Origin of the sequence: Kribbella sp. NPDC000426, assembly GCF_040300265.1 — a bacterium.
In the GTDB taxonomy this organism is placed as follows: domain Bacteria; phylum Actinomycetota; class Actinomycetes; order Propionibacteriales; family Kribbellaceae; genus Kribbella.
Window position 1 is genome coordinate 673,357 of the sequence record NZ_JBEPDK010000005.1, and the last position, 12,221, is coordinate 685,577.

Annotated in this window: 14 protein-coding genes; 5 read left to right on the forward strand and 9 right to left on the reverse strand. The window is 68.5% G+C overall.

Annotated elements, in window-relative coordinates; all coding sequences use genetic code 11:
- Nucleotides 1-6 precede the first annotated feature (6 nt).
- Nucleotides 7-630 carry a DUF899 family protein gene (locus ABT313_RS27445; protein ID WP_350859713.1) on the forward strand — a complete coding sequence of 208 codons (624 nt, stop codon included), beginning with the start codon at nt 7-9 and terminating at the stop codon, nt 628-630.
- Here ABT313_RS27445 and ABT313_RS27450 read toward each other — a convergent pair.
- The 4 genes from ABT313_RS27450 to ABT313_RS27465 form a co-directional block, all read right to left on the reverse strand.
- On the reverse strand, nt 627-1,409 hold the full coding sequence (locus ABT313_RS27450) for a DUF1684 domain-containing protein (RefSeq protein WP_350859716.1): 783 nt from the start codon (nt 1,407-1,409) through the stop codon (nt 627-629). The two genes, ABT313_RS27445 and ABT313_RS27450, sit on opposite strands and share 4 nt — an antisense overlap.
- A complete protein-coding gene (locus tag ABT313_RS27455; protein WP_350859718.1) occupies nt 1,406-2,500 on the reverse strand; it encodes an LLM class flavin-dependent oxidoreductase in 1,095 nt (364 codons plus the stop codon). Before ABT313_RS27455 ends, ABT313_RS27450 begins: the two co-directional genes overlap by 4 nt.
- A complete protein-coding gene (locus ABT313_RS27460; protein ID WP_350859721.1) occupies nt 2,490-4,415 on the reverse strand; it encodes an FAD/NAD(P)-binding protein in 1,926 nt (641 codons plus the stop codon). Before ABT313_RS27460 ends, ABT313_RS27455 begins: the two co-directional genes overlap by 11 nt.
- Before the next feature lie 79 nt (nt 4,416-4,494).
- Entirely contained in the window at nt 4,495-4,569 is a 75-nt protein-coding gene (locus ABT313_RS27465; protein ID WP_350860213.1) for a putative leader peptide, read from the reverse strand.
- Nucleotides 4,570-4,911: 342 nt separating this feature from the next.
- Between ABT313_RS27465 and ABT313_RS27470 the strand changes: the two genes are divergently transcribed.
- Both ABT313_RS27470 and ABT313_RS27475 read left to right on the forward strand, forming a co-directional pair.
- The gene (locus ABT313_RS27470; RefSeq protein WP_350859724.1) at nt 4,912-5,829 is read left to right on the forward strand and encodes a M23 family metallopeptidase; all 918 of its coding nucleotides are present in this window, start codon (nt 4,912-4,914) and stop codon (nt 5,827-5,829) included.
- A gap of 41 nt (nt 5,830-5,870) precedes the next feature.
- Nucleotides 5,871-6,563 carry a hypothetical protein gene (locus ABT313_RS27475; protein ID WP_350859727.1) on the forward strand — a complete coding sequence of 231 codons (693 nt, stop codon included), beginning with the start codon at nt 5,871-5,873 and terminating at the stop codon, nt 6,561-6,563.
- Here the strand turns inward: ABT313_RS27475 and ABT313_RS27480 are convergent.
- Genes ABT313_RS27480 through ABT313_RS27490 form a run of 3 tightly spaced genes read right to left on the reverse strand, consistent with a single transcriptional unit; the run spans nt 6,560 to nt 8,847 of the window.
- Nucleotides 6,560-7,069 (reverse strand): GNAT family N-acetyltransferase, encoded by a 510-nt coding sequence (locus ABT313_RS27480; protein ID WP_350859730.1) that lies wholly within the window; start codon nt 7,067-7,069, stop codon nt 6,560-6,562. The genes ABT313_RS27475 and ABT313_RS27480 overlap by 4 nt on opposite strands.
- Before the next feature lie 42 nt (nt 7,070-7,111).
- Nucleotides 7,112-8,188: a sensor histidine kinase gene (locus ABT313_RS27485; protein WP_350859733.1), complete on the reverse strand. Its 1,077-nt coding sequence runs from the start codon at nt 8,186-8,188 to the stop codon at nt 7,112-7,114.
- Nucleotides 8,185-8,847 carry a response regulator transcription factor gene (locus ABT313_RS27490; protein WP_350859735.1) on the reverse strand — a complete coding sequence of 221 codons (663 nt, stop codon included), beginning with the start codon at nt 8,845-8,847 and terminating at the stop codon, nt 8,185-8,187. The genes ABT313_RS27485 and ABT313_RS27490 overlap by 4 nt, the downstream gene beginning before the upstream one ends.
- Nucleotides 8,848-8,934: 87 nt before the next feature.
- On the opposite strand from ABT313_RS27490, the gene ABT313_RS27495 reads away from it, so the two are divergent.
- A complete protein-coding gene (locus tag ABT313_RS27495) occupies nt 8,935-9,498 on the forward strand; it encodes a M15 family metallopeptidase (RefSeq protein ID WP_350859738.1) in 564 nt (187 codons plus the stop codon).
- Here ABT313_RS27495 and ABT313_RS27500 read toward each other — a convergent pair.
- Nucleotides 9,495-10,016: a GNAT family N-acetyltransferase gene (locus ABT313_RS27500; RefSeq protein WP_350859739.1), complete on the reverse strand. Its 522-nt coding sequence runs from the start codon at nt 10,014-10,016 to the stop codon at nt 9,495-9,497. The genes ABT313_RS27495 and ABT313_RS27500 overlap by 4 nt on opposite strands.
- Nucleotides 10,017-10,054: 38 nt before the next feature.
- On the opposite strand from ABT313_RS27500, the gene ABT313_RS27505 reads away from it, so the two are divergent.
- Nucleotides 10,055-10,618 (forward strand): helix-turn-helix domain-containing protein, encoded by a 564-nt coding sequence (locus ABT313_RS27505; protein ID WP_350859742.1) that lies wholly within the window; start codon nt 10,055-10,057, stop codon nt 10,616-10,618.
- On the opposite strand, the gene ABT313_RS27510 is transcribed toward ABT313_RS27505, so the two are convergent.
- Nucleotides 10,585-12,162 (reverse strand): FAD-dependent monooxygenase, encoded by a 1,578-nt coding sequence (locus ABT313_RS27510; protein ID WP_350859744.1) that lies wholly within the window; start codon nt 12,160-12,162, stop codon nt 10,585-10,587. The two genes, ABT313_RS27505 and ABT313_RS27510, sit on opposite strands and share 34 nt — an antisense overlap.
- Nucleotides 12,163-12,221: the final 59 nt, after the last annotated feature.

A 12,221-nucleotide genomic window follows, 5' to 3' on the forward strand; every position in this document is an offset into this window, starting at 1 on the left:
CGGCTCATGACTGCAATGCCGACAGTTGTCTCGGCTGAGGAGTGGGAGAAGGCTCGCGCGGAGCTGCTGGTCGCGGAGAAGGCGGCCACCCGCGAGCAGGACCGGATCGCCGCTCAGCGCCGGCGGCTGCCGATGGTGGAGTTTCCGGAGTACACGTTTGCGTCGGCGGACGGGCCGGTGACGCTGCTGGACCTGTTCGGCGACCAGCGGCAGCTCGCGCTCTACCAGTTCATGCACTCCGGCCCGGACCACTTCTGCCCGGGCTGCACGCACTTCACGAAACACGTGGCCAACCTCGACGTACTGGCCCGGAGCGGACTGGCCTGGGCGACCGTCTCTGACATGCCGCTCGACCAGATGGCCGGCTACTGGAAGCGGATGGGCTGGACTGTCCCGTTCGCGTCCTCGGCGGGTACGACGTTCTCCGCGGACTGCGGCGCGGGCGGCGGATTCCTCCTCAACATGTTCCTGCGCGACGGCGACACCGTTTACCGCACCTACTCGACCGGCCAGCGCGGCGTCGACCGGCTGCTGTTCGTCAACCACCTCCTCGACCACGCACCGTACGGCCGCCAGGAAGACTGGGAGGACTCCCCCGAAGGCTGGCCCCAGGACCCGACGTACGGCTAGGACCAGGGCTTCTTCTCTCCTGCGGTGACCGGCAGCCCCAGGCGGTTGCCGGCTACCGGCGCGGGGCAGGTGCCGTACGCCGTGAACGCGAAGGGGAGGTTGATCGTCCGGTTGAAGTCGATGACCACTGACCCGTCCCGTCCGACCGGGCCGGTGGTCACCGTGCGCCAGGGAGCGGTCTCCTCACCGTTGGTCTTGTCGTGGAAGGACAGGTTCAGTCGCCCGTCCCCTGCGGCAGTGGCGACCAGCTCGTACGCCGTGCCGCCCAGTGCGACGTGTACCGCGCCGACCGTGGTCACGTGCTGCCGCAGGTCGTCCCGCGCGGTGGCCACCTCGACCCGCTCCGGCTTCGCGATCGGCGTGAAGTAGCCGGTCACGACCCAGCGGTCGTCCTGCGGGTACGTCGGTACGCCGGTGAACTCCTGCCTGGTTGCAGCACGCGGATCCCGCTGGCGTACGGCGTACCGTCCGCCGCGGAGCACCAACTCGACCAGGCGGTCGCCGTAAAACAGCCAGCTGAGTGAGCCGGCTTCGGGGACGCTGGCGGACACGGTGCCGTTGACCGGCTCACCGCTGAGTGTCAGCTGCCCGTCGGCCGTCACGTGTGCACGCTGGTCGTCGGACCACCAGATACCTGGCAGGCCGGGCAGTGCGACCGGTGAGCTCGGCAGCCAGTCGAAGGCGACGACGGACAGCCAGCCGTAATCGGTGTCGAGGTCGCGTTCGCGCGCCGCGTGCCAGGTCTGCCAGTCCTGCTCCAGGTCCGAGATGACGGTCATGACGCCTTCCTCTGTTCGCGGTGGGCTACCTCGGAGCGGACGAGCGGGATGACGTAGCGGCCGAAGTCGGTCGCGTCGTCGTAGATGTCGTAGCCGCGGGCGGAGAAGATCCGGATGCCGAGGTCGTAGCAGTCGAGGAGGGCGGCCGCGATCGTCTCCGGCGTACCGACGAGAGCCGTCGAGTTACCGGTTCCACCGGTAACACCGGTCGGTGCGGTCCAGAGGGCGCGGTCGTGACGCTCGCCTTCCGCGACGGCTTTGAGTAGTCGCTGGGAGCCGGCGTTCTCGGGTGTCTTCGAGCGGAGTCGTGTCGGCGCCGGGCCTGCCTTCACGTCCTTGATCCGGCCGAGGATGCTTTCCGCCTTCTCCCACGCGAGTTCTTCGGTGGGCGCGATGATCGGCCGGAACGCGATCTGGATGATCGGCCGATCTGCCCGGCCGGCACGAGCGGCCTCGGCGTCGATCGTCGCGAGCTGTTCGCGGGTCCCGGCGAGCGGTTCGCCCCAGAGCGCGAAGATGTCCGCTTCCGCGGCACCGACGGCGTACGCCGCAGCGGACGAGCCGCCGAACGAGATCCGCGGACGCGGTTGCTGGACCGGCTTGATATCGGCGAGGAACTGCTCGAAGCGGTAGTGCTCGCCGTTGAAGTCGAACCGGGTGTCGGAGGTCCAGGCCTGTTTGAGGATCTGGATGAACTCGCGGGTCCGCCCGTACCGGTCGTCCTTGGCCAGGAAGTCGCCCTCGGCCGCCTGGTCGGCGGTCGAGCCGCCGGTGATCACGTGCACCTCGAACCGGCCGCCGCTGATGTGGTCGAGGGTCGCGAACGTCTTCGCGGTCAGGGTCGGGTAGGCGACGTTCGGCCGGTGCGCGACGACCAGGTTGATGTGGCCGGTGCGACCGGCGACGTACGCCGCGACCTGGGCCGGGTCGGGCGATCCGGAGTGGTAGGCGAACAGGATCCGGTCCCAGCCGTTGTCCTCGTGGGCGCGGGCGAGCTTGGAGGTGTACTCGAGGTCCAGCGGGCCGCCGGTTCGCGGCGTCACCTCGCTGGCCGGGTTGGTCCCGGCGATGCCCAGGAACTCAACTGGCATGGCGTTCTTCCTTCCATATGGTGGGTGCGAGCAGTTTGAGGAGGTCCCGCGCGACGGCGTCGTTCTGCCGGAATCCTGGGCCGTTGAAATACGGACGGGAGAACCCGGACGAGCCGGCCGAGCCCGACACCGACGGGCCCAGCAGGAACAGCTCTTCCTGGACGGACCCGTCGGCGCGGATCGCGCGGGACCGCGAGTCGGCCTTCAGCTGCCCGCCGCCGAGACTGGTGCCGTCGGCCGCGAACAGTTCGTCGGCCGCGAGCGCGCCCGAGTCGAGCAGACCGCGCAGCAGCGGATCGGTCGTGGCAAGTACGTCGGGCCGCGGCAGCCGGGCTTCGACGAACGCCCGCGCGCGGAGCCCGCCGGCCACTCCCGGGCTCCGGGCAACGAAATGGTCGTTGTCGATGGCAACTTCAAGGTCAGGCCCGGCGAACCGCACGACCCCGGCCCGGTGCAACGCCAGCAACTCTTCCAACCGCCGCGGCGGAGGCCCACTGGCCACGAACGAGAAGAACCCGTGCCACTCGGTCTCAACCCGCCGCACCCGATCCTCGTCCGACAGTCGGCCTGCGGTGATCGCCGCGGACAGAACGCTGTAGATGCTCAGGAGCGCGTCGAACACCGCCAGATCCGCCGAGTACTCCGGACTCGCCCGCCGCAGCAGATCACCCTCGATCAACTCGGTCAGGAACCGCTCGAAACGGTCGCGGTCCTCGAAGAACCGCCCAGCCAGCGGCCGATCCACCTCCTGCCGAACGAACCGGTCCGCAGAATCCGGCACAGCAGCAGCAACCACAACAGCAAACGGCCCGCTACTCACGCCGGCCGATCCCTCGTCGGCTTCGCCTGGCGACCAGGCGTCGAGGACGTTCGCGAACTCTTCCCATGGCCAACGGGTGCGTTCCGGATGGGCTGCGAACAGTTGCTTGTAGTGGGCGTAGGCCAGCTCCTTCTCGATCAGCGGGGCGACGTCGCGGTCGAAGTCGAGCGGGCCTTCGCCGAGGGCCTCGGGTGTCAAGTACCGGGTAGGAACGGGCTTCGTGCCGGCGACGGTGTAGCCGAGCTTCGCGTGGTACGGCACGCCGCGGCGGGACCCGACGTACAGGATCGGCTCCTCGCCGGACGGGTGATACGTGAGCAGCCCGGAGCACTCGTCGTACCAGCCGCCCCGGCCTTCGGTCAGCAGGACCATCAGGTCGATGAACGCCTGACCGAACCCGCGCACGATCACCGGCGCCTGGGGCCACAACCCGTCGAGGTCAACGTCGGCCGTATACCCAGGCGGGATGTAGGTCAGCCCCGCATCCGCGGCCTGCGCCGCCCACGCGGATTCCGATGCTGTAGGCAACCGATCGAGGTAGCCGAGGGCAAGTACCACAGCGTCGGCCGCGATCTCCCGGCCCGACTCCAGCACCACCCGCCGGTCCGCGGTCAGCTCGACCGCGCGCTCGCGATGGGTGGTCACGGTCGCGGGGAGATCGCGGACGACGCGCTCCCACACCCACGCCAGGTACTCCGCCTGCACCAGCCGCGGCGGGAAGTCCATCGGCCCCGGCTGCTCGAGCCCAGCCTTCTCCAGAATCACCGCGCCTTCACCGGCAACCCAGGTCGCAAGATCCGGACCCGGCACGATCGGCCCGTCACACTCGACCGAATCGTCGGTAAAGATCGTCACGTCCGACGTCATCGAGTTCATCCACAACAACCGCGACTGCTCCCGCCGCCAGATCCGCCCACCACCGACCGGATACGGATCCACCACATGGATCTCGACGTCACGCCCGTCGAGCAACTCCGCCGCACTGGCCGCGAACCGCTCGAGCAGCCCGACCGTCCGCGGACCTCCACCCACGAACACGACAGTCGCCGACGGGCCGGACGCAGACGTGACTGACCTAACGGACGTGATCGACACGATGAGACTCCCTGGCGATGGGCAGGCTTCCGCGCACGTCCGGAACCGGACGCCTCAGCGGTACGAGAAGGGGTTCAGCTCAACGCCGACACAGCGCGCTGGAGACCCGGAGAAGGTCGATGTGGAGCCGGTAGTACGGCGGCTTGCGCGACATCCCCGTCTCCTCTCGTCGCTCGTGTCATTCAGTATGGGACGGCAGCGAAAGTTCAGTAAGTGGGTCGACAAAGCTCTCAATATATGGACGCCTTATACCGCCCCGGAGGGGCTGCGCCGCGCCAATCGGGCGGTGATCCGCGTCACGCAGATAGTTGAGTCTTCACTGGGCAGGTTCACGCCTGAGCGCGTACAGGGCGGCAGGACGGCCTCACCGAGCGTGTTCGATTTCGTTGATCTTTTCGCAATCCGTGTTTGAGGCCGCTGTGATGCCGTCGTTATGGTCGTTCAGGTCGCCGTACCCCTCCCTGACGGCGAACGCCCCTCCCTGGAAGGTTTTCTCGTGCCTACGCACCAAGACGTGCCGGAAGCAGATCGGCCGGCATCGCGTCGTCCGGCTGCCCCGCGCCGGGTGGCCAAGCACCGCTCGCTCAGTCGACTCGGAACCCGCCGTACCCAGCTGATCGGTCTGACCGCCGCTCTGGCTGCCGCGGCCGGCACCACCGCCGTCGGCGTCAGCTCGTCGGCCGCCGGTCCGGCCACCCCGAACACAGGCACCGGCCTGAGCCCCTCACAGGCCGGCGCTCTTACCTCCGCCCGGATCGACCGTCGTGACCTCGGGTCCCGGGATGCCTCCCGGATCGACCTGTCGCTGGCGTCGACGCAGAAGGCGGCGGCCGACAAGGCCGCGAAGCAACGCGCCGCGAAGCTGGCCGCGAACGCGACCCTGACCCAGCGCCGGGCGCTCGCCCTGGTAGCGGCGAAGGCAGCCTCGGCGAAGAAGGCAGCCGACTCGGCCAAGGCCCTGGCCGCGGCGAAGAAGGCAGCGATCGCGAAGGCGGCCGCGATTGCCGCAGCCGCGCCGAAGATCGTCCTGCCGACGACCGGGTATCACCTGACCGCCCGCTTCAACCAGGCCGGCGGCCGCTGGGCGCACAACCACACCGGCCTCGACTTCGCGGCCCCGATGGGTACGCCGGTCCGTTCGGTGATGGCCGGCGAGGTCATTCAGGCCGACTGGGAAGGCGCGTACGGCCGCCAGGTGAAGGTGCGTCACGCCGATGGCACGGTCACGTCGTACAGCCACATGGAGGAGTTCGACGTCTCCGTCGGCGACTCCGTCCAGGCCGGCACCATGGTCGGCCGCATCGGCATGACCGGCAACACCACCGGCCCCCACGTCCACTTCGAGGTCCTCCCCGGCGGCGGCGCCCCCATCGACCCCGAACCCTGGCTCCGCAAGCACGGCCTCAACCCGTAGTCCGCTAGCGTTCCCCCACACACTTCCAAGAGGGGGAACTCTTGAAGCTCTACAAGACGCTGCTGGCTGCCGTCGCCCTGATGGCAGCCAGCCTTGTCACCGTCCAACCGGGCCAGGCCGCCACCACGCGCGCCACGGCGGCGACCTGTTCGCTCAAGGTCCCACCGCGGCTGGCGATGACTGCGGCGAGCACGCGCTACGACATACCGCTCGGGAGCGACTGTCCGGCCACCATGGTCTCGGGTCTCTGGACGGCGACGTTCAAGAACGGCAACGTCGAGGATGTCCTGTGCCAGAACGGTACGTGCCCACGCATCCTGCTATCGACGGACTATGTGCCGGTCGGCAAGGTCACCTGGGTGGGCTCCCCGTACGGCGGCGTCGACCAGAACAACCAGAAGGTCGCGACCTTGCTGCCGGCCTACTCGGAGGTCAGGCTCGGCTCGTCGGCGAGCGTGAATGCCGGACGGAAGGGCACCCGGACCGCCTTCCTGACGACCGTCTGGTACTTCAACCCGAAGACCAACACCTACTCCCGCTGGGCCGGTCGCAAGCTCCTGCTGCAGTACCAGGAGATCGGTACGACGACCTGGAAGGGCCTCGCCTACACGACGACGAACGCCAGCGGCCAGGCGGCGTACACCTACTACCCCGGCCGGACCCGCAGGTATCGCGTGTATGTGCCAGCGTCGACGTCCGTCTGGGACTACTACAGCCCAAGCATCAGCCGTTAGAGCATCTTCGCCATGTCGAGGGCGGCTATCAGGTTGCCCTCGATGAGGAATTCGTTGGGGTGGGTGCCTTCGACGAGGTAGCCGTGGCGTTCGTACAGGGTGCGGGCGGCGGTGTTCGTGCTGTGGACGTGGAGCGAGATCTTGCGGGCGCCGCGCAGTACGCCCTCGGCGGTCGCCGCTTCCAGGAGCGCGGACGCCGCACCCAGCCGGCGTGCGGACGGCGCGATCGCCAAGCCGTTGATCGTCAGCACGCCGGCGCCCTCGGGGAACGGGTACTTGTCCTGCAGCCGCAGATACCCGACAACCTCACCGTCGTACTCGGCGACCAGGTGCGCCTCCGGGCCGCTGCGCGCGAAGAACGTGTCCTTCAGGTCCTCCTGGTACGACGGGAAACCCGACGACGCGTCCCACGACACCTGCTCGATGGCGAGCAACGCGGCGTCGTCCTCCTCGACGGCACGTCGTACGGTCACCTGCTGGTCGGCTGAACGGCGCTCGTCACTCACCGCACCATCCTCTCCCGCAGACCGGGCCAACCGCTTGCCGGGTCAGCTATCAGCCTCAGGCAGTACGACGGTCGCGGTCAGCCCGCCATCCACGTTCGCGACCAGTTCGAGCCGCCCGTGATGGACCTCGACGATCCGATCCACCAGCGCGAGCCCCAGCCCGTGCCCGGCGCCGTACCTGCTCTTCGCGAACGGCTCCACGAACGTCCGCACCACGACCGGGTCGAGCACCGCACCGTCGTTCCGTACGACGAGAGTCCCGCGCGCGACCGTGACCGTGACGATGCCACCACCGTGCCGGATCGCGTTCTGGACGAGATTCGTTACCAGTTGATGCAGTAACACGTCGTTGCCCTCAACAACGGATTCCTGCAGCTCGGACGCCAGCCGCACCCCGGCTTCGGCCGCCTCCGACGAGAGCGCCGGCCACGCGGACCGCAGTACCGTGGCCAGATCGACCGGGTCGAGCTCCACTTCCCGGTTGCTCAGCGCGGTCAGGCTGAGCAGCGTTTCGACGATGTTGATCCCGCGCTGGTTGGTCTCCGCCAGCCGTTTCACCAGTTGCGGCACGTCCTGATGCTCCGGATCCGCCTGGGCCACGTCGAGCATCGTCTTCATCACCGCGTGCGGCGTCCGCAACTCGTGTGAGGCGTTCGCCGCGAACCGCCGGTACTGCTCGAACGACCGCTGCAGACGCTCCAGCATCTCGTCGAAGGTGTCCGACAGATCGGTGAACTCGTCCCGGATCCCGGTCAGCCCGATCCGGTGATCCAGCGACCCGCTCGCCGCCTTCCGCGCCGCGGCGGTGATGTCCTGCAGCGGCTTGAGCATCCGGCCGGCGAGGAACCACCCGCCGACGAGCCCGATGATCGCCAGGATTCCCAACGCCCAGCCGGACAGCGTCACGACCAGGTGGAGGATCTCACCGCGGGTCGGTGCGGGCTGTTGGTCATGCGGGTTGGCCGCGGTGAGCGGGTAGTTCGGCACGATCCGGAAGACCAGCCAGATGATGCACGCGACCACGGCTCCGGCGACCACGAGCAGCCCCGCGTAGCTCAGCGTCAACCGGAGCCGAACCGTCAGCCGCGGCCGCCACGTCATCAACCGCTCGTCACTCATGGCTCCCCGATCCGGTAGCCGACGCCCGGCACCGTGTGGATGACCCACGGATCGCCCAGCCGCTTCCGCAACGCCGAGATCGTCAGCCGGACCGAGTTGCTGAACGGGTCGGCGTTCTCGTCCCACGCCTTCTCCAGCAGGGTCTCCGCGCTGATGACCCCGCCGCGCGCCGCCATCAGCACCTCCAGTACGGCGAACTGCTTGCGCGCGAGCTTCACGTACCGCCCGCCCCGGTAGACCTCCCGCCGGTACGGGTCGAGCCGCACTCCGGCGTACTCGAGCACGACCGGCGTGGCGGCAGCGGGCCGCCGTACCAGCGCCCGCAGGCGGACGACGAGCTCGCGCAACTCGAACGGTTTCGTCAGATAGTCGTCCGCACCGAGCTCGAACCCGGCGACCTTGTCGTCGAGATCGCCCGCCGCAGTGAGCATCAGCACTCGACATCCGATGCCTTGCGCAACGATCTGACGGCAGACCTCGTCACCGCTGGTCCCCGGCAGATCGCGGTCGAGGACGACCACGTCGTACGCGTTGACCGTCACGGACTCGAGCGCGGCGTTGCCGTCGAACGCCAGATCGGCCGCGATCGCCTCCAGCCGCAGCCCCGCCTGGATCGCCTCGGCCAGATAGACCTCGTCCTCGACGACCAGCACCCGCATATCACCCATTGAACCAGGCCGGGCGTATCGAAAACGTATCCGGATTCACAGACGCTCTCGCAACATCACCTTGGATGAACTGTCGGCATGCTGACCGATCACCGCACCACCGTCGTGGCGATTGTTGCCGCCGTCACCTGTCTGGGACTGACCTCCTGTACGGCGGCCTCGGCCCAGGACGACGCGACCCCGTCCACCTCAGGCTCGAGCGGACCGCCGCGCGCGGCCGACGGCGTACTGCCCGACCACACCTCGGCGTACGACACCGACCTCCCCGGCATCGCCAAGCTCGACCCAGAGCTGCGCAAGGCGGTCCAGCAGGCCGAGACCGCCATGAAGAACGACGGCATCAACATGCAGGTCACCACGGGCTGGCGCAGCAAGAAGTACCAGGAAGAGCTGCTGGACAAGGCGATCCGCAAGTACGGCAGCAAGAAGAAGGCCCTCGAGTACGTCGCCGAACCCGACGCCTCGCATCACGTCACGGGCCATGCCGTGGATATCGGCCCCACCGACGCCGACGACTGGCTCTCCCGCCACGGCAACCGCTACGGCCTCTGCCAGACGCTCTCCAACGAGATCTGGCACTTCGAGCTGGTCACCAAGCCCGGCGAGGACTGCCCGCCGATGACTGATCCCACCAAGAGCTAGCGGGGTTCCGAGGGCGGGTCGGGGAGTTGCGCGAGGGGGCGCTGGACCCATGCCACGTCGTGCCAGTTGTCGAGTTTCCAGCCGATGTTCCGGTAGGTGCCGATCGGCTCGAAGCCGAGGGACTTGTGCAGGCCTTCGCTGGCCGCGTTCGGGAGGGTCATGCCGGCGACCGCTGTGCGGTAGCCGCGGGCGGTGAGGCGGGCGAAGAGGGCCTCGTAGAGCGCGCGGCCGGCGCCGGTGCGACGGCGGCCCGCTTCCAGGTAGACGCTGACCTCGCAGGACCAGCGGTACGCCGCGCGCGGTTTCATCGGGCCGCCGTACGCGTAGCCGACCACGCGATTCTCGTCCTCGGCGACCAACCATGCGTGGGTCGACTGAGCCTGGGCGATCCGCGAAGCCATCTCGACCGGGCCGGGCGGGTCGATCTCGAAGGTGATGGCGGAGTCGGTGACGTAGGGGGCATAGATCGCCGCGCAGGCCTCGGCATCGGCTACCGAGGCGTCTCTAACCTGAACCATGACACGATAGTAGCCACAACTGCCGCTATAGTGGCAACGTGATTGACGATCTGTCTCGCTCCCTGGCAGCGACCGTGCAGCAGGCCCGCACGACGCAGGACCTGTCCGTGAACGCGCTGGCCGAGCGGTCGGGCGTCTCGCGGGCGATGATCGGCAAGATCGAGCGCGGCGAGGCGCAGCCCACCGCCGTACTGCTGGGCAAGCTGTCCGGAGCACTCGGTATGACGTTGTCCGAGCTCGTCGCCCGCGCGGAGAACACCGGCGAACTGCTGCGCCGGGCACAGGACCAGCCGGTCTGGACAGACCCGGTCACCGGGTACCACCGCCGCGCGGTGTCCCCGGTGACCGAATCACCGCTGGAGTTGGTCGAGGTCGAGCTGCCACCCGGCGCATCGGTCTCGTACCCGGCCGACGCGTACATCTTCAAATACCAGCAGCTGTGGATCCTCGACGGCCATCTCCGCTTCCACGAAGGACCGCAGGTCCACGAGCTACACATCGGCGACTGCCTGCAACTCGGCCCACCCTCGGCGACAACCTTCCACAACCCAGGTACGACGCCGTGCCGCTACCTCGTCGCACTCGTCAAAGGCCGTGCCTGAAACCACGTGTCAAGCGCATCCAGCAGCCCGTCCCGCTCAGCGGCCCCATCACCCTCAGCAGCCCAGGCGACGTAACCGTCGGGGCGGATGAGCAAAGCGATCTGACGATCGCTGCGGCCGGTGATCACGTCGACCTGGTCCGGCACGGCGGTCGCGGCGAAGGCGCCGTTGGGCGTCAGGTCGAGGAGGACCGGACGGCCCGAGCGCATCAACTCAGCCAACCGCACCCGGGCGGAGGTGGAAGGCGCCAGCGCCGACCCGAGTGACGAAGAGGCTGGGGCCGCGGCTTCTATCGAGAGATCCGGTGCCCAGCGGCCCGTCAGCGGGTGGGCGCCGTCGTAGTAGCGGATGTCGGCGCCGGTGATCAGGTCCGCGATCCGCTGGACATTGCGCGGCTCAGTGAGGAGCTCACCGAAGAGTTCGCGCAGTGCCGTCACCTCGTTGCCCGGGGCAATCAACGCAGTCTGCGCCTGCGTCTGCATCACCACGCGCTCGCCAACCGGCCGCCGCTCCGACTCATAGGTGTCGAGCAGACCCGACGGCGCACGACCCTGGACCTCCGCGGCCAGCTTCCAGCCGAGGTTGATCGCGTCCTGCAACCCGAGGTTCAGCCCCGGCCCGCCCATCGCCGAATGAACGTGGGCAGCGTCGCCGACCAGCAGCACCCGGCCCTCGCGGTACCGGTCGGCCAGCCGGCTGTTGCCACCGACGAGCCGGCGCATCAGCCGAGGACCGTCACCGTCCGGCGGCGTCAGCGGAACATGCACGCCGAGGACGCGATCGGCGCTCGCCTGAAGCTCCTCGAAGGTCATCTCCACGTCGTCGGCGGGATCGTCCCACTCCCCCGTGCTCACCGCTTGACGCCCGGGGAACGGCGCGAACACGAACATCCCGCGCTCGGTCCGGTGATGCATGAACGGCGGAATGACGCCGTACCCCGGAATCGTCAAGGCACCGGTCTCCGGATCGACGAGCTCCGGCGGCACCAGGGCACTCGCCGTACGGGAGACCATCCGGTCGTTGGTCACGCCGGGGAAGTCGATCCCGGCCAGCTTGCGGGTGAGGCTGTGACCGCCGTCGGCGCCGACGAGATAGCGGGTCTGAAGCTCGTACACACCATCCGGACCAGTGACCTCGACCGTGACCGAGTCCGCATCCTGCGACAGCCCGGACAGCTCGTGACCCTGACGGATCTCGGCGCCGAGTTCGAGCGCCCGCTCACGAAGCACAGCCTCGACCCGGACCTGCGGCACCGGCAGCAAGTAGACAGGGTTGTCCTCGATCGACGCGAGCGGCAACTCCATGGCCCCGAAGATGTACGCCGCTTGCGGTTGCGGCGGGCCGGGCGTACCCGCGAGCCGTTCGTACAGCCCGCGCCGGTCGAGCATCCGCACGACCTGGCCGACCAGGCCGTTGGCCCGTGGAGTGGAGTTCGGTTCGGGCAGCCGTTCCAGCACCAGCGGCCGGACCCCGGCCAAGCGCAGTTCGATGGCGAGCATGAGGCCGTTCGGTCCGGCCCCGGCAATGACGACTTCGGCATCCATGACGTTCCTCCGTTTAGGCATGACTGACCACCCCGGCCGCCGGCCAGGGGAATCAGGAA

What these genes read in the sequence shown, in the direction of transcription:
- ABT313_RS27445 (WP_350859713.1), top strand. Translation starts at nt 7, where the DNA reads ATGACTGCAATGCCGACAGTTGTCTCGGCTGAGGAGTGGGAGAAGGCT.
- ABT313_RS27450 (WP_350859716.1), bottom strand. Translation starts at nt 1,409, where the DNA reads ATGACCGTCATCTCGGACCTGGAGCAGGACTGGCAGACCTGGCACGCG.
- ABT313_RS27455 (WP_350859718.1), bottom strand. Translation starts at nt 2,500, where the DNA reads ATGCCAGTTGAGTTCCTGGGCATCGCCGGGACCAACCCGGCCAGCGAG.
- ABT313_RS27485 (WP_350859733.1), bottom strand. Translation starts at nt 8,188, where the DNA reads ATGAGTGACGAGCGGTTGATGACGTGGCGGCCGCGGCTGACGGTTCGG.
- ABT313_RS27490 (WP_350859735.1), bottom strand. Translation starts at nt 8,847, where the DNA reads ATGCGGGTGCTGGTCGTCGAGGACGAGGTCTATCTGGCCGAGGCGATC.
- ABT313_RS27495 (WP_350859738.1), top strand. Translation starts at nt 8,935, where the DNA reads ATGCTGACCGATCACCGCACCACCGTCGTGGCGATTGTTGCCGCCGTC.
- ABT313_RS27500 (WP_350859739.1), bottom strand. Translation starts at nt 10,016, where the DNA reads ATGGTTCAGGTTAGAGACGCCTCGGTAGCCGATGCCGAGGCCTGCGCG.
- ABT313_RS27510 (WP_350859744.1), bottom strand. Translation starts at nt 12,162, where the DNA reads ATGGATGCCGAAGTCGTCATTGCCGGGGCCGGACCGAACGGCCTCATG.